Source organism: Stenotrophomonas sp. Bg11-02, from assembly GCF_002836635.1.
GTDB classification, from domain to species: Bacteria; Pseudomonadota; Gammaproteobacteria; order Xanthomonadales; family Xanthomonadaceae; genus Stenotrophomonas; species Stenotrophomonas lacuserhaii.
Genome location: NZ_PJAY01000060.1, coordinates 136,963 through 161,731 on the forward strand (window position 1 = coordinate 136,963; position 24,769 = coordinate 161,731).

Consider the following 24,769-nt stretch of genomic DNA (forward strand, 5'->3'; position numbering starts at 1 on the left):
ATGACCACCACCGTGCATGGGTTGAAGAACTGCGATACCTGCAGGAAGGCCACCAGGTGGCTGGACCGTTTCCAGGTGCCGTACACCTTCGTTGATTATCGCCAGGACAAGCCCTCGCCCGAGACGCTCATCGACTGGGCCAGCCAGGCCGGTGGCTTCCCCGCGCTGGTCAATAAATCCTCCACCACGTGGCGGCAACTGCCGGACAACCGCAAGGCGGCCGGTTCGGACGCCGAGTGGAAGCTGCTGCTGCGCGAGTACCCGCAGTTGATCAAGCGGCCGGTGGTGGTGACCGCCGATGGCAAGGTCAGCCAGGGCTTCTCGGACAACGGCTTCAAGCAGCGCTTCGGAGTGGACGCGTGAGTGCGGTGCTCGACCTGGCCTGCGAGCTGATCGCACGGCCGTCGGTCACCCCCGATGATGCGGGCTGCCAGCGGCTGCTGGCCACGCGGCTGCAGGCCGCCGGCTTCCAGTGCGAGCACCTGCGTCTGGGCGAGGTCGACAATCTGTGGGCCACCCACGGCAGCGATGGGCCGGTGCTGGTACTGCTCGGCCACACCGATGTGGTGCCGACCGGGCCGGTGGCGGACTGGACCACCGATCCGTTCGTGCCGACCGTGCGCGATGGCGTGCTGTATGGGCGCGGGGCGGCCGACATGAAGGGCAGCGTGGCCGCCTTCGTGGTCGCAGCCGAACAGTTCGTTGCCGCGCACCCGGATCATCCGGGCACGCTGGCGGTACTGCTGACCAGCGACGAAGAAGGCGATGCGATCGATGGCGTGCGCCATGTCGCGCGGCTGTTCGCTGAGCGCGGCGAGCGTATCGACTGGTGCATCACCGGTGAGCCGTCGTCGACTGCCCGGCTGGGTGATCTGTTGCGGGTAGGTCGCCGCGGCAGCCTGTCCGCGCGCCTGCTGGTGCAGGGCGTGCAGGGCCATGTCGCGTATCCGGACAAGGCGCGCAACCCGATCCACCAGGCCGCGCCTGCGCTGGCCGAGCTGACCGCCCGACAGTGGGACGAGGGCTTTGAGAGCTTCCCGCCGACCAGCCTGCAGGTGTCCAACGTGCATGCCGGGACCGGTGCCAACAACGTGATTCCCGGTCAGCTGCAGGTCGATTTCAACCTGCGCTACAACCCGCATTGGAACGCAGACAAGCTGGAAACGGAGATCGCTGCGCTGCTGGACCGGCACGGGCTGGAGTACACCGTGAAGTGGCATCGCAGCGGCGAGCCGTTCCATACCCCGGAAGGCACGCTGCGACGCGTGGCACGCGAGGTGCTCGGCGAATTCGCCGGTGCACCGCCGGAAGAAAGCACCGGTGGCGGGACGTCGGACGCGCGTTTCATTGCGCCGTTGGGCGCGCAATGCATCGAAGTAGGTCCGGTCAATGCGAGCATCCACCAGGTGGACGAGAACGTGCGCGTGGACGAGCTTGAGCGGCTGCCGGCGCTGTACCAGCGCTTGATCGAACGCCTGCTGGCGTGAGGGGTGGTAGCGCCGAGCCATGCTCGGCGGCTCCTTGCAAACGGGCGTGCGGATGGTCTTCGCCGAGCATGGCTCGGCGCTACCGCGGGTCGCGGCTAGGCCACCACCAGGCCGAACGCGGCCAGCGCTGCGGCGGCCTGGCGCTGCGAAATCACCGCCTTCCGGAACAGCTTGGCCTCCATCACGTTGAGCCCGCTGATGTCGGTCCCGCGCAGGTCCGCGCCTTCGAAGCGGGTCAGCCGGGTCTGCGCGTTGCGCAGGCTGCCGCCATTGAACACCGCCTCGCGGAAGTCGCAGCCGGAAAGATCCGCTTCGGAGAAATCCATGCCCTGCAACCGGGCCTTGCGGAACGACAGGCCGCGCAGGTCGGCGCTGACCATCAGGCAGTCGCGGAACTCCAGTGCCCATCCGCTTGCCTCCTGCAGGTGCGCGCCGGTCAGCTTGCAATCCAGGAACTGCACCGAAGACAACGTGGCGCGCCGCCAGTGGCTGTTGTTGAGATCGCAGTGCGAAAAGCGCGCGTCGCTCAGCAGTGCCGAACTGAAGTCGCAGGCCGCGCCGCGGCATCTGCTCCATTGGCTTTCCTCCAGCGAAGCCGCCAGCCAGTTCGCCCCCGCCAGCGAACACTGGTTGAACTGGAAGCCGTCCATGTCCAGCCGCGAAAAATCGCCATGATCGAAGCTGCAGCCTTCGAATACCGCCGCGCGGGGGTGCGCGGCGATGATCGCCTGCATGCGTTCGCGGGTGAGGGTTTCAGTGCGGAAAATGGCGGTCGTCATGCCGCCATTCTGGGCGATGTACACCGCTCACAATAGGCTTGAGCATTGCGTTGGAGTGTGTACAACGCCAGCGTGAAGCCGTTACTCGAACGTCCAGAAGGGCGGTGCGATCGCCTCGCGCCAATACGATTCGGCCGCCATGTAGAAGCCCTGTGCCTCGGCCAGGGCGAACCATGCCGCCGCCGCGTCCACGTCCTTGGCCAGTCCGTCGCCACCACGGCCCACGGCCAGCCCGGCCAGGTACTGGCCATACACGTTGCCCTGCCTGCCGGCACGTTCATACCAGCGCAATGCTTCGGCCTTGTCCTGCACCACGCCGATGCCGGCTTCATGCAGTGCGCCGAGGTCGACCTGGGCCTCGGCATCGCCACGCGCGGCGCGGCGCTGGATACCGGCGATGACCGGGTTCGGCGCCGGGCCTGTATCGATCGGCTGGCCATGCGGTGCCGAGCCACTGGTTGCCTCGCGCAGCGGCTTCAGCTTGTACAGTTCGCGCAGGTACACCGCCGAACGCAGCCGCCAGCGCAGCGCGCCGGTCATGTCGCCGCGACCTTCGTACCAGCGCTCCAGGTCATGCATCGCATAGGGCGAGCCGTGGTAGGCCGCACTCTGGAACCAGCGGAACGCCTTGCGCGGTGACGCCTTCATGACCACGTCGGCGGGTTTCTGTGGGCCCTCGCCGCTGTCCAGCCGGCCGCGCGCGTACAGCGTGCCGAGCGTTTCCTCGGCACTGGTGCTGTGGTGCGCGCGTGGGGTCGTCGCGGCCGCGCGCGCATACCAGTCCAGCGCGCGCGGATCATTCCAGGCCTGGTACATCCGGGCCACGCGCAGCGCCGAGTCGAAACGACCATCGGCGGCCGCGGCGAGGGCGTCGCGCTCGGTGTCGTTGGGCGGGCGGGCAGGCGTGCTGGCACAACCGGCCAGGGCAAGCAGTGCCAGCGCATGCAGCAGTGCGCGGCGGGGGAAGGGAATCATCCGTGAAGTCCTCCAAGGGGGCGGGAGATTATCCGGGACGTCGACCGCGCGGCGGCTGAACGTCGGCGCAGGAACGGTTGCCATCGCAACAGTTGCGCCGCCGCCGGAACCCGGTTACGGTCGGTCCATGTCCTTGTTCCCCGCCACCGCCGTCCGCAATACCAACCGCAATAACCTGCGCGCGAATAATCGTGCGCGGCCGATGCGGGACTGCGCCCTGGGTAGATAAGACACTCCACACCCGGACACCAGAAAACCCGCATCGACCGATGCGGGTTTTTTTTGTGCCCGGGAAACCTCCCGGGCCAGGCTGGCCGGTCGAACACCCCTACCGCGTATAGACACCAAACAGGAGCTTCCCCCATGTGTTCGATCTTCGGAATATTCGGCCTGCAGGCCGGCGATGACCTCCCCGCGCTGCGCCGGCATGCGTTGGAATCCTCGCAGCGCCAGCGCCACCGCGGTCCGGACTGGAGCGGTGTGTACCTGGACGACGGCGCGCTGCTGGTGCACGAGCGGTTGGCCATCGTCGATCCTGCTGGCGGCTCCCAGCCGCTGCTGTCCGAAGATGGTGGCCTGGCGCTGGCGGTCAATGGCGAGATCTACAACCACCAGCAGCTGAAGAACGGACTGAGCCAGCCGTACGCGTTCCAGACCGGCTCGGATTGCGAGGTGATCAACGCGCTGTACCGTCAGGGTGAGCCGTCGCAGTGGCTGGAACGGCTCAACGGCATCTTTGCTTTTGCGTTGTGGGACAAGGCGGCTGCGCGGGTGCTGGTGGCGCGTGACCCGATCGGGGTGGTGCCGCTGTACTGGGGCCACGATGCACAGGGGCGCCTGCGCGTGGCGTCCGAATTGAAGGCGCTGGTGGATAGCTGCGCCGATGCCGCGCAGTTCCCGCCGGGTCATTACTACGACAGCGCAACCGGCGAGCTGGTGCGTTACTACCAGCAGTCCTGGCGCGAGTACGACGCCGTGCAGGGCAAGCCGGTGGACCTGGCCGAACTGCGTGAAGCGTTCGAGCGCGCGGTGGAGCGCCAGCTGATGAGCGACGTGCCTTATGGCGTGCTGCTGTCCGGTGGGCTGGACTCCTCGCTGGTGGCTGCGGTGGCCGCACGCTATGCGCGCCGGCGCATCGAGGACGGTGGAGAGAGCGAAGCGTGGTGGCCGCGCCTGCATTCCTTCGCCATCGGGCTCAAGGGCTCGCCCGATCTTGCCGCCGCCGCCATTGCCGCCGAGGCGCTGGGTACGGTGCACCACGGGTTCGAATACACCTTCGAGGAAGGCCTGGACGTGCTGCCGGAGGTGATCCGCCATATCGAAACCTATGACGTCACCACCATCCGTGCATCCACGCCGATGTTCCTGCTGGCGCGCCGGATCAAGGCGATGGGCGTGAAGATGGTGCTGTCCGGCGAGGGCAGCGACGAGATCTTCGGCGGCTACCTGTACTTCCACAAGGCGCCGGATGCACGGGAGTTCCACAGCGAGCTGGTGCGCAAGCTGGATGCCCTGCACAACTACGACTGCCTGCGCGCCAACAAGTCGATGATGGCGTGGGGCGTGGAGCCGCGCGTGCCGTTCCTGGACCGCGAGTTCCTGGACGTGGCGATGCGTTTCGATGCCGCGCACAAGATGGTCGGCAGTGAAGCCTCCGGTGGGCGCCGGGTGGAGAAGGGTGTGCTGCGTGCGGCGTTCGAAGGCTATCTGCCGGAGAGCATCCTGTGGCGGCAGAAGGAACAGTTCAGCGATGGCGTGGGCTACGGCTGGATCGACGGGCTGAAGGCACACGCCGAAGCGCAGGTCAGCGACCGTGTGCTGGCTGCTGCCGACAAGCGCTTCCCGCACAACCCGCCGCAGACCAAAGAGGCCTACTACTACCGGCACGTTTTCGAGCAGTACTTCCCCAGCCATGCGGCGGCGGAGACGGTGCCGGGTGGCAAGTCGATCGCCTGTTCGTCACCGGCGGCGATCGCGTGGGATGCCAGTTTCGCCGCCGCCGCGGACCCGTCCGGGCGGGCGATCAGCGGTGTGCACGAAGCGGCGTTGGCTTGAGATGTGGGTATCGCCGAGCCGTGTTCGGCGACTCCTTGTCGAAGGCCGCCGATGGATACCCGGACACAGCTCAGCGGGCAGGTCGCAGGGTAAGCGTGTGCTGGCTGGGACCGGGCAGGAACGGGGTCGGACGTCCGTGCACGTAGTCCTCGTGGCCGGCCGCCCAGAACGGGGACAACGGGTGGCCGCTCTGGCCGCCCGGCATGTGGATGATGCCCTGGTCTTCGTGGCCGGGGGACACCACCATCCGCTGCGAAGCGCCGAAGCCGGGCCCCTGCACGCGCGGCATGTTGTTGTCACCGGGCAGCGGTTCGGCGGGCATGCACAGCCAGCGTTCCGCGAAGGCGGGCAGGGCACGGCTGATCGGGTGGCAGATCGCAGCAGTATTGCGCTCACCCCAGGTGCGTTCGGCCAGCGGCCCCTGCGCGGTCAGGTCCGCTTCCACGCGCTTGGCGGTGTCGGCCAGCAGCGCGTCCCAGCTTGCGTGGCCAGGCGGCAGTAGATGCGCCGGGCGCTGGCTGACCAGCGGCCACAGCACACCTTCGAACTGCGCCAGCCGCGGTTCCAGCCAGTCCTCGCCCAGCGCTTGTTTCGCCGGTGCCAGCATCGCACCGGTCACTTCCTCCAGCAACATGCCACGGAAACCACGCACTACCCGATAGCTCACCGAATCCACCGAGGCATGGCCCGCCCAGCTGCGCGTGATGGCCTCCAGCCGCTGCAGTTGCGGGTCATTGGAGCCCTCCACCACCTGGCGCAGCAGGTGCCACCAGCGCTGCAGGAATACCGCGCGGTCATCCAGCTGGATCGCCAGCAGGTCCGCTTCGCTGAAACGTCCGCTGGCCTGCAGTGCATCGCGGATCTGTGCGCCGCGCGCGCCGAGGTCGTAACCGCCGTCACCGGCGAGAGCCAGTGCTTCGCCGTCCATCACACGTCCGTTGGCGGTCCACAGGCGGTGGCTTGGCGGGTCGACCAGCGAGGGCGCCGCGTCACTGCGGATGCCCCATGCCGGGCAGCCATCGGCCGTGGTGGTGCGCATGCCGGTGGGCGCGCAGCCGGCAGCACGATCCGGGCGCGCACCCAGCACACGCCAGGCAATGCGTCCGGTGCTGTCGGCCAGCAGCAGGTTCTGCGCCGGGATGCGGGTGCGGTCGGCGACCTGCAATGCCTGGTCAAGATCGGCGACGCGTGCAAGCTCGGTCAGCGCCAGGCTCACCGCGCCGGGTTGGTGGGCAACCCAGCGCAGCGCATCGCCGCTGCCATCGGCACGCTGGTGCAGCAGCGGCCCCCATGCGCTCTCGCGCACGGTGAAATCCACCGGCGCAGCACCGGCCACCTCGATCTTTTCGTGGTACTCGGACAGTTTCGTGCCGGCCGGCACCGGCTGGAAATCGGCGGTGTCGATGTAGCTGTTGGTGAAGCCCCACGCCACGTGTCCGTTGCTGCCGACGATGATCGCCGGCAGGCCAGGCAGCGAAAATCCACTCACGTCGACCTGCCCACCGGGCGCCTGCGGATCAGGGTAGCGCAGGCGCACGCGGAACCAGATATTCGGTGCGCGCAGGCCCAGGTGCATGTCGTCGGCCAGGATCGCGCGGCCATCGGTCGTCAGCGCCGCGCCGACGGCGAAGTTGTTGCTGCCTTTGACATCCGTATCCGCCACGGCAGCGGCAGGCGCGGCAGGCTGGCCACGAAGGTCCAGCACATCGGCGCCGGGCAACACGGCATCGCCGCGCGGTCCGCCCATCAACGGCGCGTCCCAACTGCTGCCATCGTGGCTCAGCAGTGCGTACAGCGCCGGTGGCACTACCGCACGCAGGCGGCTGTACGCCAGCTCGCTCTGGTTGGCCGGATCCTGCAGGTCGGCATACATCGCATAGCCGGTAAGCAGGCTGTCGCTGGCCTGCCACGGCGCGGGCCGCTGGCGCAGCAGCAGGTAGGGCCAGGGCCGCACGTGCAGGCTGGCGATTCCTGCGTTCACCCCTTCCACGTAAGCCTGCAGTTCGGCACTCACCGGTTCTTTCGATGCGCGGTGGCGCAGGCGATGCACGCGCATGCGTTTGTCCACCTCCAGCGCGGCCGGGCCGAACAGCGCGGACAACTCGCCGGCGGCGCTGCGGCGCATCAGGTCCATCTCGAAACCGCGTTCCTGTGCGTGCACCTGGCCCAGGGCGCGCATCACATCGCGTTGGCTGGCGCCTTCGATGGTGACCACGCCCAGGCTGTCGCGGCTGACGGTCACCGGGGCCTGCAGGCCACCGAGGACCTGCTCGCCGTCCAGCGGCGCAAGGCTGCCGCGCAGCAACCACCAGGCCATCAGGCCGAGTCCCAGAGCCAGTATCAGCAGCAGCCAGAACAGCCGCAACAACCATTGACGCATGGGGCGCTTCCTTGCAGGGAAAGAGTGGGAACGAGTGTAGACAGCCGGTATGGCAGATCGCAGACGTGACGCGACTGCGATTGATTCCGATTAGATCACGGGATTTCCGGATAGGGCACCATGGCGCCATCGAGTCAAAGGAGCATCCCCCATGAAAGGCAATCCGGACGTCATCGCCTGCCTGAAAGAACTGCTGCGCGGCGAGCTTGCTGCCCGCGACCAGTACTTCATCCATTCCCGCCGTTACGAGGACCAGGGCCTGTTCGCGCTGTATGAACGCCTGAACCACGAAATGGAAGAAGAGACCCAGCACGCCGATGCGCTGCTGCGCCGGATCCTATTCCTGGGCGGCGACCCGGACATGCGCGCGCATGCCTTCGAACCCGGCAAGACCGTGGAAGAGATGCTGCGCAAGGACCTGGACACCGAATATGCGGTGCGCAACAACCTGGCCGCCGGCATGAAGCTGTGCGAAGCCAACGGCGACTATGTCAGCCGTGACATGTTGCTGGTGCAGTTGAAGGACACCGAAGAAGACCACGCCTGGTGGCTTGAGCAGCAGCTCGGTTTGATCCAGCGCATCGGCCTGGAGCTGTACCAGCTGAGCAAGATCGACGGAAAGGGCGCTGCCGCGCACTGACCTCGCAGCCAGCCAGCCTCGCGCCAGCCAGCAACGAAAAAGCCGGGGATGTCCCCCGGCTTTTTTCTGCTCGATTCCAGGCCATGCGTGGCGCCGGGCAGGGCCCGGCGCTACCTCCCTCATTCCACCGACAGTCCTTCCACCTTCTGCCAGCCGCGCGGCAGCAGGTGGCCACGCGTGGCGCGCGAACCCAGGTAGGTGTCCAGCTCGTTGAACTTCAGGCCCATGGTGCGTTGGCCGCTGCGGACCTGCAGGGTCTGGCCGGGGCTGATCGCCACCACCGCCACCACCCGCTCGGTGGCCAGCTTGGCTTTGGGGATCTCGATGATCTTGTTGCCCTTGCCCTTGTCCAGTTCCGGCAGGTCACTGGCGGCGATCGCCAGCAGGTTGCCCGAACTGGTCACCGCCACGATGCGGTCGGTATCCACGTTGGCCACCAGCGCCGGCTGCAGCACCGACGAGCCCGATGCCAGGTTGAGCATCGCCTTGCCGGCCTTGTTGCGGCCGATGAGGTTCTCGAAGCGGGTCACGAAGCCGTAGCCATGGGTGGAGGCCAGCACGAAGCGGCCGTTCGGCTCGGCACTGGCCAGGGTGACGAAGCTGGTGCCCGGGGCCGGCGAGAAGCGGCCGGTAAGCGGTTCACCGTTGCCGCGTGCCGAGGGCAGCGTGTGCACCGGCGTGGAATACGCGCGGCCCTCGCTGTCCAGGAAGGCGACCTGCTGGGTACTGCGCGCGCGCACCGAAGCCAGCATGCTGTCGCCATCGCGGTAATTCAGCGACGACGCATCCACGTCGTGGCCCTTGGCCGCGCGGATCCAGCCCTTCTCCGACAGCACCACGGTCATCGGCTCGCTGGGCACCAGCTCGGTTTCGTCGATGGCCTGGGCGGCAGTGCGTTGCACCAGCGGCGAACGACGCGCGTCGCCGAACTTCTTCGCATCGGCGGTCAGTTCGTCCTTGATCAGCTTCTTCAGCTTGGCCTTGCTGTCCAGGATGCCGAGGATCTTGTCGCGTTCCTTGGCGAGCTCGTCCTGTTCGCCGCGGATCTTCATTTCTTCCAGGCGGGCCAGCTGCTTCAGCTTGGTTTCCAGGATGTACTCGGCCTGGTCGTCGGACAGGCCGAAGCGCGCGATCAACGCGGCCTTCGGCTCGTCTTCGGTACGGATGATGTGGATCACCTCGTCCAGGTTGAGGAAGGCGACCAGCAGGCCTTCCAACAGGTGCAGGCGACGCTCCACCTTCTGCAGGCGATGCTGCAGGCGGCGGGTCACTGTGCTGCTGCGGAAGGCCAGCCATTCGCTCAGCAGGGTCTTGAGGTTCTTGACCTGCGGGCGGCCATCCAGGCCGATCACGTTGAGGTTGACCCGGTAGCTGCGTTCCATGTCCGTGGTGGCGAACAGGTGGCCCATCAGCTGGTCGGCGTCGACCCGGTTGGAGCGCGGCACCAGCACCACCCGCACCGGGTTGGCATGGTCGGATTCATCGCGCACGTCCTCGATCCACGGCAGCTTCTTGGCGCGCATCTGCGCGGCGATCTGCTCGATCACCTTGGACGGCGATACCTGGAAGGGCAGGGCGTTGACCACCACGTTGCCGTTTTCCTTGAAGAACGTCGCACGCGCGCGGACGCTGCCATGGCCGGTCTCGTACATGTGCAGCAGGTCGGCGGCCGGGGTGATGATCTCCGCGTTGGACGGATAGTCCGGGCCCTTCACGTGTTCGCACAGGTCGCGCACGCTGGCATCGGGATCTTCCAGCAGGTGCAGCAGGGCGCTGACGATCTCGTTGAGGTTGTGCGGCGGCACGTCGGTGGCCATGCCCACGGCGATGCCGGTGGTGCCGTTGAGCAGCAGGTGCGGCAGCCGCGCCGGCATCCAGGTCGGCTCCTGCATCGTGCCGTCGAAGTTCGGCGTCCAGTCGGTGGTGCCGTGGCCCAGTTCGCCCAGCAGCACTTCGGCGATCGGGGTCAGCTTGGATTCGGTGTAGCGCATCGCCGCGAAGGATTTCGGGTCGTCGCTGGAACCGAAGTTGCCCTGGCCTTCGATCAGCGGATAGCGGTACGAAAACGGCTGCGCCATCAGCACCAGTGCTTCGTAGCAGGCGCTGTCACCATGCGGGTGGTACTTGCCGATGACGTCGCCGACGGTGCGGGCGGACTTCTTCGGCTTGGAGGCAGCGTTGAGCCCCAGCTCGCTCATCGCATAGATGATGCGGCGCTGCACCGGCTTGAGGCCGTCGCCGAGGAAAGGCAGCGCACGGTCCAGCACGACGTACATCGAGTAATCGAGGTAGGCGCGCTCGGCATACTCGCGCAGCGGCAGTTGTTCGAAGCCGTGGAAGACGGGGCGGGCAAGATCGGTCATGCGGGGTTGTTACCTGTGTTCGGAGGCGGCGACGGCCGTCGCCCTCGCAATGCGTTGATTATCCGGATGCGGCCGGAGAAGCCAAGCCACGTGGTGGATCCAGTCCGTGCGCGGCACGGGCCAGATAGCGTCCGGGCGGCACCCCGAAGTGGCGGCGGAACACGGTGACGAAGGCGCTGGAGCTGCTGAAGCCCAGTGCGTGGGCGATATCGGCCACCGCGCGGCCCTCGCTGAGCTGGCGCAGCGCCTCGGCCAGTCGCGCCTGCTGGCGCCAGTGGGCAAAGCTCAACGTGGTCTCTTCGCGGAAATGGCGGGTCAGCGAACGGGTCGACAGGCCCGCCCAGGCCGCCCACTGCGCCAGGCTGCGGTCATCGGCCGGTTCGGCCAGCAGCTGCGAGGCGATCTTCAGCAGGCGCCGGTCGCGCGGCATCGGCAGGTGCATGCGCTGGCGCGGGGCGGCGCGGATTTCGTCCAGCAGCACCTCGATCAGGTGCTGCTGGGGTGCGCTGGCCGCATCGGCGATCGGCCAGTCGCAGACCCGCAGCGCCACGGCCTGCAGCAACGGGGAAATACCGATCACGCAGGGATCAGCCGGCAGATCGCGGCACAGCGCCGGTGCCAGCACCATGCCCCAGCCCCGCAGCGGCCCATCGATGGCCACCGTGTGCGGTTCGGCAGCAGGCATCCAGCCGGCGGACCCGGGCGCCAGCGACCAGGTCCCGTGGCGGGTGCGGGTGGTCAGCAGGCCACTTTCCACGCAAATCAGCTGGGCACGGCCGTGGGTGTGCCAGTCCACCTCGTTGGCCAGGCCGGTCGGGCTGTCGATGCGGAAGCCCACCACCGGCAGCCCATCCTCGCGTTCGAACCACTCCAGCGCACTCTCGCGCAGAACCTGCCGGCCCGCCTCGATATCGGGACCTTGGCGGACGAGGGCGGGCGACGTTGGCTGGAAACTGTCATTCATTGGCTGGATTGTACTACCGGGCCAACTGCGCGCGCTATTAACGTGGCAAGCCTGCCGATCACGCCATTGCTGCAACACAGCATTCCCAGCCAGATCGAAATATTTCCATTGAGAAATATATTTTTTGGAAGAGAATGCTACCCCATGATCTGTCCTTCCGACTCTCCCCCCAGCTTCGGGCTGCTGTTGCGCCAGGTGCGCGACGGCCTGGTCCGCCAGCTTGATGCCTCGATGGCCGAGGAAGACCTTGGCCTCAACTTCACCCACTACATCGGCCTGAAAGTGCTTGCGCGGATGGCGCCGTGCACCGCCAACGAACTGGCCAAGGCCATCGACCAGGTGCCCAGCGCGGTGACCCGCCTGCTGGACAAGCTTGAGGCGCTGGGCTGTGTTCGCCGCGAAGCGCACGCGCAGGACCGGCGCGCGCTGCAGATCGTGCTGACCGAAGAAGGCCGCGCGCTGTGGCTGCGGCTGCAGAAACGTGGCGAGGACGTGATCGATTACGCCTCCCGTGAGCTCAGCGCCGACGAACGCGCGCAGCTGCTCTCCCTGTTGACCCGAATCCGCGACTCCCTGGCGACCCCATGACTCCCATCACTTTCTCTTCCAAATGGCGGCATGGCCGGCCGTTGCTGCTTGCCGGCCTCGCGCTGGCCCTGGCAGCGTGCGCCAGCAGCCGTGGCCTGCAGCCGCACGGCGCGCTGCGCGATGTTGATTCCCTGCACAGCGAGCGCACGCTGGCCGATGCCTCGCTGGGTGCGCCCGGTTTCCCCGCGCGCGACTGGTGGACCGCGCTGGGCGACCCGCAGCTGGATGCCCTGATCAGCGAAGGACTGGCCAGCCACCCCAGCCTGGAAGCGGCTGACGCACGCCTGCGCCAGGCCCGTTCGCAGGTTGGCGGTGCACGTGCCGACCAGTTGCCGAACCTGTCTGTTTCCGGTGGTTACACCGGCCTGCGCCTGCCGGAGTCGATGCTCGGCGAGGAGACCGGTGGCCATTACGCCGGCAGCGGGCAGGTCGCGTTCAATTTCAGCTACGGCGTAGACCTGTGGGGCGGCAAGCGCGCGACCTGGGAAGCGGCGGTGGACAGCGCCCACGCGGCGGCCGTCGATGAGCAGGCCGCTCGACTGAACCTGTCGGCCAACATCACCCAGGCCTATGCCGGGCTGGCCTACGCGTGGCAACTGCACGACGTGGCGGCCGAAGAACTGGCGCGCTCGCAGAAGGCGCTGCAGTTGACCCGCCAGCGGCGTGCGGCCGGCATCGACAGCGATCTGCAGGTGCGCCAGGCGGAATCCCGCGTGCCGGCGGCGCAGCAGCAGTTGCAGGCCGCCCAGCAGCAGATCGACGAAGGGCGTACCGCTTTGGCTGCGCTGGTCGGGCAGGGGCCGGATCGTGGCCTGCGGATCGAACGCCCCCATGCGCTTGATCCGATGGCGCTGCAGCTGCCGGGCGTGCTGCCCAGCGCGCTGCTGGGCCGTCGCCCGGACATCGTGGCGGCGCGCTGGCGGGTGGAAGCGGCCGGCAAGCAGATCGATGCAGCCAAGGCGAAGTTCTATCCCAGCCTCAACCTCACCGCACTGGCCGGGGTGGTCGCCCCGGACGTTGGCGACCTGTTGCAGAGCAGCTCCACTTTCGCCTACATCGGCCCTGCGCTGAGCCTGCCGATCTTCGACGGCGGCCGCCTGCGTGCGGGACTGGACAGCAAGGACGCCGACTACGATCTGGCGGTGGCCACCTACAACCAGCGGCTGGTGGACGCGCTGCACGAGGTGGCCGACCAGGTCAACGCGGTGCGCTCGCTGCAGCAGCAGGCGCAGTCGCAGCAGCAGGCGGTGGATACCGCCCGCGCCGCGCATGGCCTGGCCGAACAACGCTACCGCGCCGGCATCGGCGGCTATCTCGACGTGCTGACCGCGCAGTCCACCTTGTTGCAGGCACAGCAGCGGTTGGCTGGGCTGCAGTCGCAGCAGGTGCTGTCCTCGGTGCGCCTCAGCCAGGCGCTGGGCGGGGGCTTTGAGCCCTCCGCCGATGACAGCCGCCGCGCCGCCTCCCTTTCCGATTCCTCGCATTCCTGAAGAAGCCTCCCATGAGCCAGACTCCCAATTCCGCGGCCCCCGCCGCTCCCAGCCGCCGCGGCAAGCTGCTGCGCGGACTGCTTGTCATCGTGCTGCTGCTGATCGCCGCAGCCGCGCTGTGGTACTTCATGTTCGGCCGTTGGTTCGAAGAAACCGACGATGCCTATGTCGGTGGCAACCAGGTGCAGATCACCTCGATGATCACCGGCACGGTAGTCGGCATCGCGGCCGATGACGGCATGCGCGTGGAGCGTGGCCAGGTGCTGGTGCAGTTGGATCGGTCCGATACCGAAGTCGCCCTGCAGCAGGCCGAAGCCAAGCTGGCCGGTACCGTGCGCCAGGTGCGCGGTCTGTACCGCAGCGTGGAAGGTGCGCAGGCCGAACTCAACGCCCGCCAGGTCACCCTGAAGCGCGCCCGTGATGACTTCGCACGCCGCAAGGACCTTGCTGCCACCGGTGCCATTTCCAATGAAGAGCTGGCGCATGCGCGCGATGAACTGGCCGCTGCCGAAGCAGCCGTGGCCGGTTCGCGCGAGACCTTCGAGCGCAGCCGGGCATTGGTGGATGACACCGTGATCGCCACCCAGCCGGACGTGCAGGCAGCCGCGGCGCAGCTGCGCCAGGCGTGGCTCAACAATGCGCGTGCCGGCATCGTTTCCCCGGTCAGCGGCTACGTTGCGCGTCGTTCGGTGCAGGTGGGCCAGCGCGTGCAGCCGGGTAATGCGCTGATGGCGGTGGTGCCGACCGAGCAGATGTGGGTGGAAGCCAACTTCAAGGAAACCCAGTTGCGGCACATGCGCCTGGGCCAGGAAGTGGAGCTGCGTTCGGACCTGTACGGCGGCGACGTGCGCTATACCGGCCACCTGACCAGCCTGGGGATGGGCACCGGCTCCGCGTTCTCGCTGCTGCCGGCGCAGAATGCCAGCGGCAACTGGATCAAGATCGTCCAGCGCGTGCCGGTGCGCATCGCCATCGATGCCAAGCAACTGGCCGAACACCCGCTGCGCATCGGCCTGTCGATGAAGGCCGAGGTGAGCCTGCGTGACCAGAAGGGCGAAGTGCTGCCCAGCCAGGTCGCTACCGGTTCGGTGTTCGATACCGATGTGTATTCCAAGCAGATGCACGATGCCGACGAGGCGATCCACAGCATCATCCAGGGCAACCTGCCGCAGCGCGCCGACGCGGCCGCAGCGGCCGGCCCGAAGGCGACCGCCGCGGTGGGCCAGCAGCCGACCACGCCGCCCCACGTCTCCAAGGCAGGCTGAGTTTCCATGTCTTCCCAAGCCCCTGCCGTGCCCGGTACGCCGGGCCCGCCGGCCGCCCCGGCGACCGGTTTCCTGCCGCCCAACATCGCCCTGTGCACCGCCGGCCTGGCGATGGCCTCGTTCATGCAGGTGCTGGACACCACCATCGCCAACGTGTCCCTGCCGACCATCGCCGGCAACCTGGGGGCCAGTTCGCAGCAGGCCACCTGGGTGATCACCTCGTTCGCGGTCAGCACCGCCATCGCGCTGCCGTTGACCGGCTGGCTCAGCCGCCGGGTCGGCGAGACCAAGCTGTTCGTCTGGGCCACGCTGGCCTTCACCATCGCCTCGCTGCTGTGCGGCCTGGCCCAGAGCATGGGCATGCTGGTGGTGTCACGCGCGTTGCAGGGCTTCGTGGCCGGCCCGATGTATCCCATCACCCAGTCGCTGCTGGTGTCGATCTACCCGCGTGAGAAGCGCGGACAGGCGCTCGCGCTGCTGGCGATGATCACCGTGGTGGCGCCTATCTGCGGGCCGATCCTGGGAGGTTGGATCACCGACAACTACAGTTGGGAATGGATCTTCCTGATCAACGTACCGCTGGGCATCTTCGCCGCATTGGTGGTGGGCAGCCAGATGAAGGGCCGCCCGGAGCAGATCGAAAAGCCGAAGATGGATTACGTCGGCCTGGTCACCCTGGTGATCGGCGTCGGCGCGCTGCAGTTGGTGCTCGATCTGGGCAACGACGAAGACTGGTTCAGTTCGCCGATGATCGTCGCGCTGTCCTGCGTTTCGGTGGTCGCGCTGGCGGTGTTCCTGATCTGGGAACTGACCGACAAGGACCCCATCGTCGACCTGCGCCTGTTCCGCCATCGCAACTTCCGTGCAGGCACGATGGCGATGGTGGTGGCCTACGCGGCGTTCTTCAGCGTGTCGCTGCTGATCCCGCAATGGCTGCAGCGTGACATGGGCTATACGGCGATATGGGCCGGCCTGGCCACCGCGCCGATCGGCATCCTGCCGGTGATCATGACCCCCTTCGTGGGCAAGTACGCCTCGCGCTTCGACATGCGCATGCTGGCCTCGGTGGCGTTCGTGTTCCTTTCCTTCACCAGCTTCCTGCGTTCCGGGTTCAACCTGCAGGTGGACTTCCAGCACGTCGCCGGCGTGCAGTTGCTGATGGGCGTGGGCGTGGCGCTGTTCTTCATGCCGGTGCTGCAGATTCTGCTGTCCGACCTGGACGGGCGCGAGATCGCCGCCGGCTCCGGCCTGGCCACGTTCCTGCGCACGCTGGGCGGCAGCTTCGCCGCTTCGTTGACCACCTGGCTGTGGTCACGGCGCACCCAGGTGCACCATGCGGACATCACCGAGCACATATCGGTGTACCAGCCGGGCATCCAGGAGCAGGTGACCGCGATGGGGCAGGGCGACCTGCAGCATGGCGCGGCGGCGCTCAATACGATGATCAATCATCAGGCATCGCAGATGGGATTCAACGACATCTTCTTCCTGCTGGGCTGGATCTTCCTGGCCATCATCGCGTTCCTGTGGTTGGCCAAGCCGCCGTTCGGCGCAGGCGCGGGAAGTGCGGCGGCCGCCGGCGGGCACTGATCGGCAATCGAGAACGCCGAGCATTGCTCGGCGTTTTCTTTTGCACGGCGCCATCCAGGCCGAACGCCAGGCATGAAAAAACCCGCTTGCGCGGGTTTGATCATTTTCCGAGTCGTGGTGCCCAGGAGAGGACTCGAACCTCCACGAAGTTGCCCCCGCTAGCACCTGAAGCTAGTGCGTCTACCAATTCCGCCACCTGGGCGACTCAGGAGGAGAATTATGGGCAACGAATTAATTCGTGTCAACACTATTCCTGCATTCCAATGACGCCACCTCGTCAGTCCTCCACGGCGTGCCCGCCGAGGTGCAGCAGCAGGCTCTGCATCGAGCGTGAAAGGCCGTTCCAGCGGACGAAGCACAGGCTCAGCTGGCGGCGCGCCCAGGCATCTTCCAGCGCGATGGCGTGGAAGCGGTAACGGCGCCGGTGCTGCCGGCAGATCGAGCGCGGCACGATGCCGATGCCGATACCGTGGCCGACCATCTCGCACACGCCTTCGAAGGTCTTCATGCGGATGCGCGGTGAAAGGCTGCGGCCGAGCGTACGCGCGTTGTCTTCGATGTGTTCCTGCAGCGCGTTGCCATCGGCGAGGGCGACGAAGGTATCGCCCAGCACCTCGGCGAAGCGGATCGCGGTGCGGGCCACGAGGCGGTGGTTGGGCGGCACGATCAGCAGCAGCGGATCATCGGCCACCGGCTGCAGCTGCAGCGGGGCGCTGTCCACCGCATCGGAGGTGATACCGGCCTCGGCCTGTCCGCCGCGTACCGCGCGCACGATCTCCTTGCTGGTGCGTTCCTTCAGGTCCACGTGCAGGCGCGGTCGCGCAGCCATCCAGGGTGCCAGCCGGCCCGGCAGGAAGGTGGTGAGTGCGCCGGTGTTGGCATACAGATGCAGGGTGCCACGCGCACCGCTGGCGAACTCCTGCAGTTCTTCGCGCAGCAGCGACTGCTGGCGCAGCATCAGCCGTGCATGGTGGGCGAGGGCTTCACCGGCCTCGGTGGTGGTGACCCCGCGCGGGTGGCGGGTCAGCAGGGCGATGCCCGCTTCGGCCTCCATCGTGCGCAGCCGTTCGCTGGTCGAGGCCAGTGCAAGGTGCGCGCGTTCGGCGCCTGCGGTGATGCTGCCGGCTTCAACCACCATCAGGAACAGGCGCAGGTCGGCCAGGTCCATTCGCATATCCGCTGCTCCCTGCCTTCGGCCCAGCCGAAGGCTCGCTCATCCAGGCCGCATTGTGCCGCAGGCGGGTGGCAGGTCCTAATGAGGGAATGAACGATTCGCTCTACTTCTATTTCCTGTTGGTGGTGGTGTTCGTGTTGGCCGGCGTGGTCAAGGGCGTGACCGGCATGGGCCTGCCGACTGTCGCGATGGGCCTGCTCGGCAGCGCGCTTTCACCGGTGGCTGCCGCCTCGATGCTGTTCGTGCCGACGCTGGTCACCAACGCGTGGCAGATCCTGGCCGGGCCGTCGATCGGGCGCATCGTGCGCCGGCTGTGGCCGATGATGCTGGGCGTGGTGGTGGCCACCGTGGCCGGCGCGGCGCTGCTGGTGCGGGTGCAGGCGCGCTGGTCCGGCCTGGCACTGGGCGTGGCGTTGATCGTGTATGCCCTGTACTCGGCGTTCGCGCCGGCCTTCCGCGTGCCGCCGCGCAAGGAGCGCTGGCTTTCGCCGCTGGTCGGTGCGATATCCGGCCTGGTCACCGGCGCCACCGGGGTGTTCGTGATGCCGGCCGTGCCGTACCTGCAATCGCTCGGGCTGGATCGCGACGAGCTGGTGCAGGCGCTGGGCCTGGCGTTCACCGTATCCACGATCTCGCTGACCACCGGGCTGCTGGTGCACGGCGCGTTCGGTGTGCAGCAGTTGGGGCTGAGCGCGCTGGCAATCGTACCGGCGCTGGCGGGAATGTGGCTGGGGCAGAAGATCCGCGGGCGGATCAGCGCGCGCGCGTTCCGGCTGTGCTTCCTCGGTTTCCTGCTGCTGCTGGGAATCGAGCTGGTGGTGCGTCCGTGGATCGGATGAGAAGGCAAAAAAAAACCCCGCATCAGCGGGGTTTTTTTCATCGATGGTGCCCAGGAGAGGACTCGAACCTCCACGAAGTTGCCCCCGCTAGCACCTGAAGCTAGTGCGTCTACCAATTCCGCCACCTGGGCATCGAGGGAGCGAATTATGCAGAGGCGTGAAGAGGCTGTCAACCCTGTTTTTCAGGCGTTTCATCGCGCCCAACAAAAAACCCCCGCTTGCGCGAGGGTTGTTTGTTTTGGTGCCCAGAAGAGGACTCGAACCTCCACGAAGTTGCCCCCGCTAGCACCTGAAGCTAGTGCGTCTACCAATTCCGCCATCTGGGCCTGCAGAGCGGGCGATTTTGAACATGAGAGAGGCGCTTGTCAACGGTTTTCTTGAAAAAAGGGCCGCCATTCATTTACGCCCGGCCATGACCCGTTCTGCACGCCCGCAGCGGCTACCATGGAGGGCGATGAACACCAAAAAACCAAGCAAGGGCGGGAAGAGCTCCCGCACATCGCCGCCGCAGGGCGCCCCCGCCGGATCGCCGAAGGGCCCGAAGAAGAAGAGCCTGCCGCCGTGGATGCCGGAAACCCTGACCGGTGGAAGCGCCGGTGCGGCTGCCGCGCCGCGTGGCGCAGGCCGCCGCGGCCCGCCCCCGTCCGGCCCGCGCGGTCGCCGTCCGTTGCCGCCGCTGGGCGCACCGGTGGATGATCCGCATGCCGCCCGCGAAGCGGAAAAATACGAACAGCCCATCGCCAGCCGCGAGGCCATCCTGGCCTTGCTTGAACGCTGCGAAGGGCCACAGACCGCCGAGGAAGTCGGCGCCCGCCTGGGCCTGACCGCACCGGATCGCGCCGAAGCGCTGTCGCGCCGACTGGGCGCGATGGTCCGCGATGGCCAGCTGGTGCAGAACCGCCGCGGTGGCTTCGCCCCGATCCAGGCGCTGAACCTGGTGACCGGCGTGGTGATCGCCAATCCGGAAGGCTTCGGCTTCCTGCGCCCGGTGGAAGGCGGCGACGACCTGTTCCTGCCACCCTATGAAATGCGCAAGGTCATGCACGGTGACAAAGTGCTGGCCAACGTGACCGGCATCGATCACCGCGGTCGCCGCGAGGGCAGCATCGCCCGCGTGCTTGAGCGCGGCATGACCCGCCTGATCGGCCGCTTCAGCGTGGAGATGGGCATCAATTACGTGGTGCCCGATGACAAGCGCATCCAGCGCAATGTGCAGGTACCGCCGGACCACACCGGTGGCGCGCGCGATGGACAGCTGGTGGTGTGCGAACTGACCCAGGCCCCGGACAGCCGCCGTCCGCCGATCGGCCGCATCATCGCCGTGCTCGGCGACAAGCTGACCGCTTCGCTGGTGGTGGAAACGGCCATCCACGGCCACGAACTGCCGTTCGAATTCCCGCAGGAAGTGCTCGATGAAGCCGCCTCGGTACCGCTGGTGGTCGAACCGGCGATGATCGGCAACCGCGTGGACCTGCGCAGCACCCCGCTGGTCACCATCGATGGCGAGGATGCCAAGGACTTCGATGACGCGGTCTACTGCGAACCCAATGCCAACGGCTTCCGGCTGGTGGTGGCCATCGCCGATGTCTCCAACTACGTGCGTCCCGGTACGCCGCTGGACGACGAAGCGCAGAAGCGCGCCACCTCGGTGTATTTCCCGGGCTTCGTGGTGCCGATGCTGCCGGAAACGCTGTCCAACGGCATCTGCTCGCTGATGCCCAAGGTCGACCGCATGTGCTTTGTCTGCGACATGCAGGTGGACCGCGACGGCCAGGTCAGCAGCTCGAAATTCTACGAAGCGGTGATGAACTCGCACGCGCGCCTGACCTACACGCAGGTGTGGCAGGCGGTTGGCGAGGACGATGCCGGCGCCAAGGCGGTGATCGGTCCGCTGCTGCCGCAGGTGGAGCGCCTGTACCAGCTGTACCACGTGTTGGCCAAGGCGCGCAGCAAGCGCGGTGCGATCGAGTTCGAATCCAGCGAAGTGCGCTTCGTGCTGGACAACACCGGCGAGGTCACCCAGGCCGGCATGCTGGTGCGCAACGACGCGCACAAGCTGATCGAAGAATGCATGATCGCCGCCAACGTGGAGGCCGCGCGTTACCTGCTCGGCCATGGCGTGCCGGCACCGTATCGCGTGCATGAAAAGCCGCCGGAGACCAAGTTCGCCGACCTGCTGGAGTTCCTGAAGGAATTCAAGCTGAGCCTGCCGCCGTGGTCGAAGGTGGTGCCGGGCGACTACACCAAGCTGCTGAAGAAGATCCGCGATCGCCCCGACGCCGCCCTGCTGGAATCGGTGCTGCTGCGCAGTCAGAGCCTGGCGGTGTACAGCCCGGACAACAACGGGCACTTCGGGCTGGCGCTGGAGGCGTACGCGCACTTCACCTCGCCGATCCGTCGTTACCCCGACCTGCTGGTGCACCGTGCCATCAAGCACGCGCTGACCGGTGCACGCGTGGACAAGTACACCTACACCGCGCGCGAAATGGCCGCGCTGGCGCTGCAGTGTTCCGAGCGCGAGCGCCGTGCCGACGAAGCCGAACGCGAAGTGGACGAGCGTTACCGCGCCGCGTGGATGGAAAAGCACGTCGGTGGCCAGTTCGAAGGCGTGATCAGCGGCGTCACCAGCTTTGGTCTTTTCGTTGAATTGACCGATTCCAAGGTGCAGGGCCTGGTGCATGTCACCCAGCTGCCGCATGACTATTACAAGTTCGATGCGGTGCGTAAGACGCTCGGTGGCGAGCGTCGTGGCACCAGCTACCGCTTGGGCGACAGCGTGCGCGTACTGGTGCTGAAGGCGAGCATGGAAGAGCGCAAGATCGACTTCCGCCTGGTCGAGCACAAGGGTGAGGAAGAAGAAGCGCCGCGCGCGGCACCATTGCCCGAGCACGGCAAACCGGCCAAGCGCACCAAGAAGAAGTACTGAGAAGACGCGGGTAGCGCCGGGTCCTGCCCGGCGTCTGCTGCAGAGGAGGCGAACACCATGCAGGGCCAACCCGAACACAGCGGCGGCTGCCAGTGCGGTGCCGTCCGCTTCGAAGTGCGCGGTGAGCTGAAGGACAGCTCGATATGCCACTGCCGGATGTGCCAGAAAGCCTTCGGTGCGTACTACGCGCCGTTGGTTTCAGTGCGCGGCGCGCAGTTCAGCTGGACCCGCGGCCAGCCCAGCCACTTCCAGTCGTCCAACCTGGTGCGGCGCGGCTTCTGCAACCAGTGCGGAACCCCGCTCACCTACGAAGCGCCGGACGGAATGGCCATCGCCGCCGGGGCCTTCGACCGGCCTGCGCGGCTGCCGCCGGTGCGCCAGTACGGCATGGAAGCGCGGCTGCCGTTCATCGATGCGCTGGGCGCATTGCCGTCCTCGCGTACCGAGCAGGACGTGGAGGCCCTGGATTTCCTGGCCCGGCTGGTCTCCCACCAGCATCCGGACCATGACACGCCGCACTGGCCCCCGCAGAGTCGCTGAGGTGCCTGCGCCGGCGCGGCCGATGCTCTACCATACCCACCCCCCTTACCGGTCACGCCGAGCATGAGCAGCAAGAGCAGCCAGTGGATTGTCGGCGTCAACGCCGTCGCTTCCTCCATCGAAAACGATGCCGAGAACGTCCGCGAGGTGCTGGTCGAAGCAGGCGCGAAGAACCCGCGGCTGGTCGAGATCGAAGAGAATGCCCGCCGCAAGGGCATCGATGTGCGCAAGGTGAACAGCCAGGCGCTGGACGGTGTCGGTGGGTCGGTGCGTCACCAGGGCGTTGCCGCACGCTATGCCGCTGCGCGCACCTACAACGAAAACGAGCTGGAAGCGCTGGTGGAAGCTGCCGAGGGCAAGGCGCTGCTGCTGGTGCTGGATGAAGTGCAGGATCCGCACAACCTCGGTGCCTGCCTGCGCAGTGCGGCCGCTGCCGGTGCCACTGCGGTGATCATTCCGAAGGACAAGTCGGCGACGGTGAACGCCACCGTGCGCAAGACCTCGGCCGGCGCGGCCGACCGTATCCCGGTGGTCGCGGTGACCAACCTGTCGCGCTGCCTGAAGGACCTGCAGAAGCAGGGTGTGTGGATCTACGGCCTGGCCGGTGAAGCGACCGCCTCGCTGTACGACCTGGACCTGAAGGGCAACATCGCGCTGGTGCTGGGTGGCGAGGCGGACGGCCTGCGCCGGCTGACCCGCGAGAACTGCGACGGGCTGGTCAAGATCCCGATGCCGGGCGAGATCGAAAGCCTGAACGTGTCGGTCGCCACCGGCGTGAGCCTGTTCGAAGTGGTACGCCAGCGCGGCTGAGCCGCCGTACCCGGTAGCGCCGAGCCATGCTCGGCGAGCGCAGCGGTAACGCAGCAACAGCGTGACGACCAACGGTCGTCACCCACAAGGGCGGAAAGCCTGACGGCCAGCGGCCGTCACTACCAGCGCCAGGAGGGTAGCGCCGAGCCATGCTCGGCGAGCGCAGCGGTAACGCAGCAACAGCGTGACGACCAACGGTCGTCACCGACCACGGCGGAAAGCCTGACGGCCAGCGGCCGTTACTACCAGCGCCAGGAGGGTAGCGCCGAGCCATGCTCGGCGAGCGCAGCGGTAACGCAGCAACAGCGTGACGACCAACGGTCGTCACCCACAAGGGCGGGGCGTTACCCACCAAAGCGGGTCGTCACCCACCAAAGCGGGTCGTCACCCACCAAAGCGGGTCGTCACCCACCAAAGCGGGTGGTCACCCACCAAGGCGGAAAGCCTGACGGCCTGCGGCCGTTACTACCCGGCGGCGCTGCCTCCCAGCGCTTTGAACAGCGTGACGTCATTGGCCAGCTGGCTCTGCCGCACGCGCGCCAGTGACAGCTCGGCCTGGCGCCGGGTCTGCTGCGCCAGCAGCCAATCGCGCAGGTCGGTCGCACCGACCCGGTAACGCACTTCTTCGGCCCGCTCCACTGCCACCGCCTCGTTGAACGAGGCTTGCGATGCGGCCACCTGGATGGCCAGCTGGTCACGTGCGGACAGCGCGTTGTCCACTTCGGAAAGCGCGGTATACAGCGTCTTGCGGAACGTGGTGGCGGCGATCTGGTAGTCCGTGCCGGCCACATCCGTGTCCAGCTGCGCACGCGGCAGGTTGAGGAAGGGAAGGGCAAGTCCGGCGCCCAGCGTAGCCACCGGATTGCGCAGCACATCGCCCAGGTTCGGACCGCTGGTGCCGATGCCGCCGTTCAGGCTCAGCGTCGGGTAGTAGCTGGTGGCCGTCACGTGGATCTGCTTGAGGCTGTTGCGCAGGCGCAGTTCGGCCGCGCGCAGGTCCGGGCGGCGCGCCAGCAGCTCGGCTGGCAGGCCGGCCTGCAGCGACGGGCTGCTGGCGCCGGCCAGGCTCTGCGGCTCCTCCGCCTGCGGCCACGGTTGGCCATCCAGCAGCACGGTCAGCGCGTTGCGTGCCTCCACCCGCTGCTGTTCCAGCGCCGATTGCCCCGCACGTTGGGCTTCAAGGCTCTGCCGGGCCTGGCGCACTTCCCTGCCCGATGCCGCGCCGGCATCCAGCCGCGCCTGCACCAGTTCCAAGGTGCGCTGCAGGCGCGCGAGGTCCTCCGCGCCTGCAGCGATGGACTGGTTGAGATAGGCGAGGTTCCAGTAGTCGTTGACCGCATCGCCGATGGCGATCAGCGCGGTGTTCTGCCGGTCTTCCTCGCTGGCCTGCGCCGACCACACCGCGATGTCACGCTGGGTGCGCAGTCTGCCCCACAGGTCCACTTCCCACTGCAGCGAAACGCCGGTGCTGTAATCACCCGTACGCTGCCAGTCCGCACTGCGGTCGATCGGCCGCGCCGTGCTGGTGCTGATGCCGGACAGGGACGGGTCCGGCCACAGCGCATTGCGCGCCAGGCCTGCCTGCAGGCGGGCCCGTTGCACGTTCAGCCCGGCCACGGCGAGGTCGTTGTTGGCGTCCATTACGCGGCTGACCAGGCGGTCCAGCCCGGCATCACCGAAGCCGGTCCACCAGGCATCGGCGCGTACATTCGGACGAGGCTGGTCCAGTCCGCTCAGCGGTGCTGCATCGGCCGTGCCGAGGCCGGCGGTGCCATAGCGGGCGGGAACCGCGGCGTCCTGCACCGGGTAACGGCCCGCCGTGGCGCAGCCGGCCAGCGCGGCGAGCAGCGAAGCGGCCAGCAGCAGGCGCGAAGGCATCGAGTAGGAACGGGTCATGGGGATCC

18 protein-coding genes, 3 tRNA genes and 1 pseudogene are annotated in these 24,769 nt (G+C 67.2%); 12 read left to right on the forward strand and 10 right to left on the reverse strand.

What is annotated here, in order from left to right; all coding sequences use genetic code 11:
* Together CXG43_RS10780 and dapE are read left to right on the forward strand one after the other, a co-directional pair.
* Window positions 1-363 carry an arsenate reductase gene (locus CXG43_RS10780; RefSeq protein ID WP_101099960.1) on the forward strand — a complete coding sequence of 121 codons (363 nt, stop codon included), beginning with the start codon at window positions 1-3 and terminating at the stop codon, window positions 361-363.
* Window positions 360-1,487 (forward strand): succinyl-diaminopimelate desuccinylase, encoded by a 1,128-nt coding sequence (gene dapE / locus CXG43_RS10785; RefSeq protein WP_101099961.1) that lies wholly within the window; start codon window positions 360-362, stop codon window positions 1,485-1,487. Before CXG43_RS10780 ends, dapE begins: the two co-directional genes overlap by 4 nt.
* A 95-nt stretch (window positions 1,488-1,582) precedes the next feature.
* Here dapE and CXG43_RS10790 read toward each other — a convergent pair whose 3' ends face one another.
* Both CXG43_RS10790 and CXG43_RS10795 read right to left on the reverse strand, forming a co-directional pair.
* Window positions 1,583-2,266 (reverse strand): pentapeptide repeat-containing protein, encoded by a 684-nt coding sequence (locus CXG43_RS10790; RefSeq protein ID WP_101100118.1) that lies wholly within the window; start codon window positions 2,264-2,266, stop codon window positions 1,583-1,585.
* Between the two features lie 81 nt (window positions 2,267-2,347).
* The gene (locus CXG43_RS10795; protein ID WP_101099962.1) at window positions 2,348-3,241 is read right to left on the reverse strand and encodes a tetratricopeptide repeat protein; all 894 of its coding nucleotides are present in this window, start codon (window positions 3,239-3,241) and stop codon (window positions 2,348-2,350) included.
* Window positions 3,242-3,604: 363 nt separating this feature from the next.
* Between CXG43_RS10795 and asnB the strand changes: the two genes are divergently transcribed.
* Window positions 3,605-5,296: an asparagine synthase B gene (gene asnB / locus CXG43_RS10800; protein WP_101099963.1), complete on the forward strand. Its 1,692-nt coding sequence runs from the start codon at window positions 3,605-3,607 to the stop codon at window positions 5,294-5,296.
* A gap of 70 nt (window positions 5,297-5,366) precedes the next feature.
* Here asnB and CXG43_RS10805 read toward each other — a convergent pair whose 3' ends face one another.
* Window positions 5,367-7,676 carry a penicillin acylase family protein gene (locus tag CXG43_RS10805; RefSeq protein ID WP_101099964.1) on the reverse strand — a complete coding sequence of 770 codons (2,310 nt, stop codon included), beginning with the start codon at window positions 7,674-7,676 and terminating at the stop codon, window positions 5,367-5,369.
* Between the two features lie 151 nt (window positions 7,677-7,827).
* Between CXG43_RS10805 and bfr the strand changes: the two genes are divergently transcribed.
* Window positions 7,828-8,316, forward strand: a complete 489-nt coding sequence (bfr, locus tag CXG43_RS10810; RefSeq protein ID WP_101099965.1) for a bacterioferritin — start codon at window positions 7,828-7,830, stop codon at window positions 8,314-8,316.
* A 119-nt stretch (window positions 8,317-8,435) separates the two neighbouring features.
* On the opposite strand, the gene parC is transcribed toward bfr, so the two are convergent.
* Together parC and CXG43_RS10820 are read right to left on the reverse strand one after the other, a co-directional pair.
* Entirely contained in the window at window positions 8,436-10,679 is a 2,244-nt protein-coding gene (gene parC, locus CXG43_RS10815; protein ID WP_101099966.1) for a DNA topoisomerase IV subunit A, read from the reverse strand.
* 58 nt (window positions 10,680-10,737) lie between these two features.
* Window positions 10,738-11,643, reverse strand: a complete 906-nt coding sequence (locus CXG43_RS10820; RefSeq protein ID WP_101099967.1) for a helix-turn-helix transcriptional regulator — start codon at window positions 11,641-11,643, stop codon at window positions 10,738-10,740.
* 144 nt (window positions 11,644-11,787) lie between these two features.
* Between CXG43_RS10820 and CXG43_RS10825 the strand changes: the two genes are divergently transcribed.
* From CXG43_RS10825 to CXG43_RS10840, 4 genes and pseudogenes are all read left to right on the forward strand, one after another.
* On the forward strand, window positions 11,788-12,231 hold the full coding sequence (locus CXG43_RS10825) for a MarR family transcriptional regulator (protein ID WP_042615348.1): 444 nt from the start codon (window positions 11,788-11,790) through the stop codon (window positions 12,229-12,231).
* Window positions 12,228-13,721 carry an efflux transporter outer membrane subunit gene (locus CXG43_RS10830; protein ID WP_101099968.1) on the forward strand — a complete coding sequence of 498 codons (1,494 nt, stop codon included), beginning with the start codon at window positions 12,228-12,230 and terminating at the stop codon, window positions 13,719-13,721. The genes CXG43_RS10825 and CXG43_RS10830 overlap by 4 nt, the downstream gene beginning before the upstream one ends.
* 11 nt (window positions 13,722-13,732) lie before the next feature.
* Window positions 13,733-14,896 (forward strand): annotated as a pseudogene (locus CXG43_RS10835) (HlyD family efflux transporter periplasmic adaptor subunit); the annotation flags it as partial.
* A gap of 96 nt (window positions 14,897-14,992) precedes the next feature.
* The gene (locus CXG43_RS10840; protein ID WP_101099970.1) at window positions 14,993-16,576 is read left to right on the forward strand and encodes a DHA2 family efflux MFS transporter permease subunit; all 1,584 of its coding nucleotides are present in this window, start codon (window positions 14,993-14,995) and stop codon (window positions 16,574-16,576) included.
* A 115-nt stretch (window positions 16,577-16,691) separates the two neighbouring features.
* Here the strand turns inward: CXG43_RS10840 and CXG43_RS10845 are convergent.
* Together CXG43_RS10845 and CXG43_RS10850 are read right to left on the reverse strand one after the other, a co-directional pair.
* A tRNA-Leu gene (locus CXG43_RS10845) sits at window positions 16,692-16,778 on the reverse strand.
* Between the two features lie 75 nt (window positions 16,779-16,853).
* Window positions 16,854-17,750 (reverse strand): LysR family transcriptional regulator, encoded by an 897-nt coding sequence (locus CXG43_RS10850; RefSeq protein ID WP_101099971.1) that lies wholly within the window; start codon window positions 17,748-17,750, stop codon window positions 16,854-16,856.
* A gap of 89 nt (window positions 17,751-17,839) precedes the next feature.
* On the opposite strand from CXG43_RS10850, the gene CXG43_RS10855 reads away from it, so the two are divergent.
* A complete protein-coding gene (locus CXG43_RS10855; protein WP_101099972.1) occupies window positions 17,840-18,589 on the forward strand; it encodes a sulfite exporter TauE/SafE family protein in 750 nt (249 codons plus the stop codon).
* Between the two features lie 44 nt (window positions 18,590-18,633).
* On the opposite strand, the gene CXG43_RS10860 is transcribed toward CXG43_RS10855, so the two are convergent.
* Window positions 18,634-18,720, reverse strand: a tRNA-Leu gene (locus CXG43_RS10860).
* 108 nt (window positions 18,721-18,828) lie between these two features.
* Window positions 18,829-18,915, reverse strand: a tRNA-Leu gene (locus CXG43_RS10865).
* A gap of 128 nt (window positions 18,916-19,043) precedes the next feature.
* Here CXG43_RS10865 and rnr point away from each other — a divergent pair.
* The 3 genes from rnr (at window position 19,044) to rlmB (ending at window position 22,865) form a co-directional block, all read left to right on the forward strand.
* Window positions 19,044-21,515 (forward strand): ribonuclease R, encoded by a 2,472-nt coding sequence (gene rnr / locus CXG43_RS10870; RefSeq protein ID WP_101099973.1) that lies wholly within the window; start codon window positions 19,044-19,046, stop codon window positions 21,513-21,515.
* A gap of 57 nt (window positions 21,516-21,572) precedes the next feature.
* Window positions 21,573-22,055 (forward strand): GFA family protein, encoded by a 483-nt coding sequence (locus CXG43_RS10875; RefSeq protein ID WP_101099974.1) that lies wholly within the window; start codon window positions 21,573-21,575, stop codon window positions 22,053-22,055.
* Between the two features lie 63 nt (window positions 22,056-22,118).
* Window positions 22,119-22,865, forward strand: a complete 747-nt coding sequence (gene rlmB / locus CXG43_RS10880) for a 23S rRNA (guanosine(2251)-2'-O)-methyltransferase RlmB (RefSeq protein ID WP_101099975.1) — start codon at window positions 22,119-22,121, stop codon at window positions 22,863-22,865.
* A gap of 465 nt (window positions 22,866-23,330) precedes the next feature.
* Here the strand turns inward: rlmB and CXG43_RS10885 are convergent, their stop codons facing one another.
* On the reverse strand, window positions 23,331-24,761 hold the full coding sequence (locus CXG43_RS10885; protein ID WP_101099976.1) for an efflux transporter outer membrane subunit: 1,431 nt from the start codon (window positions 24,759-24,761) through the stop codon (window positions 23,331-23,333).
* Window positions 24,762-24,769 lie beyond the last annotated feature (8 nt).

What these genes read in the sequence shown, in the direction of transcription:
- rnr (WP_101099973.1), top strand. Translation starts at nt 19,044, where the DNA reads ATGAACACCAAAAAACCAAGCAAGGGCGGGAAGAGCTCCCGCACATCG.
- CXG43_RS10790 (WP_101100118.1), bottom strand. Translation starts at nt 2,266, where the DNA reads ATGACGACCGCCATTTTCCGCACTGAAACCCTCACCCGCGAACGCATG.
- CXG43_RS10885 (WP_101099976.1), bottom strand. Translation starts at nt 24,761, where the DNA reads ATGACCCGTTCCTACTCGATGCCTTCGCGCCTGCTGCTGGCCGCTTCG.
- CXG43_RS10805 (WP_101099964.1), bottom strand. Translation starts at nt 7,676, where the DNA reads ATGCGTCAATGGTTGTTGCGGCTGTTCTGGCTGCTGCTGATACTGGCT.
- bfr (WP_101099965.1), top strand. Translation starts at nt 7,828, where the DNA reads ATGAAAGGCAATCCGGACGTCATCGCCTGCCTGAAAGAACTGCTGCGC.
- CXG43_RS10875 (WP_101099974.1), top strand. Translation starts at nt 21,573, where the DNA reads ATGCAGGGCCAACCCGAACACAGCGGCGGCTGCCAGTGCGGTGCCGTC.
- CXG43_RS10830 (WP_101099968.1), top strand. Translation starts at nt 12,228, where the DNA reads ATGACTCCCATCACTTTCTCTTCCAAATGGCGGCATGGCCGGCCGTTG.
- CXG43_RS10840 (WP_101099970.1), top strand. Translation starts at nt 14,993, where the DNA reads ATGTCTTCCCAAGCCCCTGCCGTGCCCGGTACGCCGGGCCCGCCGGCC.
- CXG43_RS10825 (WP_042615348.1), top strand. Translation starts at nt 11,788, where the DNA reads ATGATCTGTCCTTCCGACTCTCCCCCCAGCTTCGGGCTGCTGTTGCGC.
- parC (WP_101099966.1), bottom strand. Translation starts at nt 10,679, where the DNA reads ATGACCGATCTTGCCCGCCCCGTCTTCCACGGCTTCGAACAACTGCCG.
- CXG43_RS10795 (WP_101099962.1), bottom strand. Translation starts at nt 3,241, where the DNA reads ATGATTCCCTTCCCCCGCCGCGCACTGCTGCATGCGCTGGCACTGCTT.
- CXG43_RS10850 (WP_101099971.1), bottom strand. Translation starts at nt 17,750, where the DNA reads ATGCGAATGGACCTGGCCGACCTGCGCCTGTTCCTGATGGTGGTTGAA.
- CXG43_RS10780 (WP_101099960.1), top strand. Translation starts at nt 1, where the DNA reads ATGACCACCACCGTGCATGGGTTGAAGAACTGCGATACCTGCAGGAAG.
- rlmB (WP_101099975.1), top strand. Translation starts at nt 22,119, where the DNA reads ATGAGCAGCAAGAGCAGCCAGTGGATTGTCGGCGTCAACGCCGTCGCT.
- asnB (WP_101099963.1), top strand. Translation starts at nt 3,605, where the DNA reads ATGTGTTCGATCTTCGGAATATTCGGCCTGCAGGCCGGCGATGACCTC.
- CXG43_RS10820 (WP_101099967.1), bottom strand. Translation starts at nt 11,643, where the DNA reads ATGAATGACAGTTTCCAGCCAACGTCGCCCGCCCTCGTCCGCCAAGGT.
- CXG43_RS10855 (WP_101099972.1), top strand. Translation starts at nt 17,840, where the DNA reads ATGAACGATTCGCTCTACTTCTATTTCCTGTTGGTGGTGGTGTTCGTG.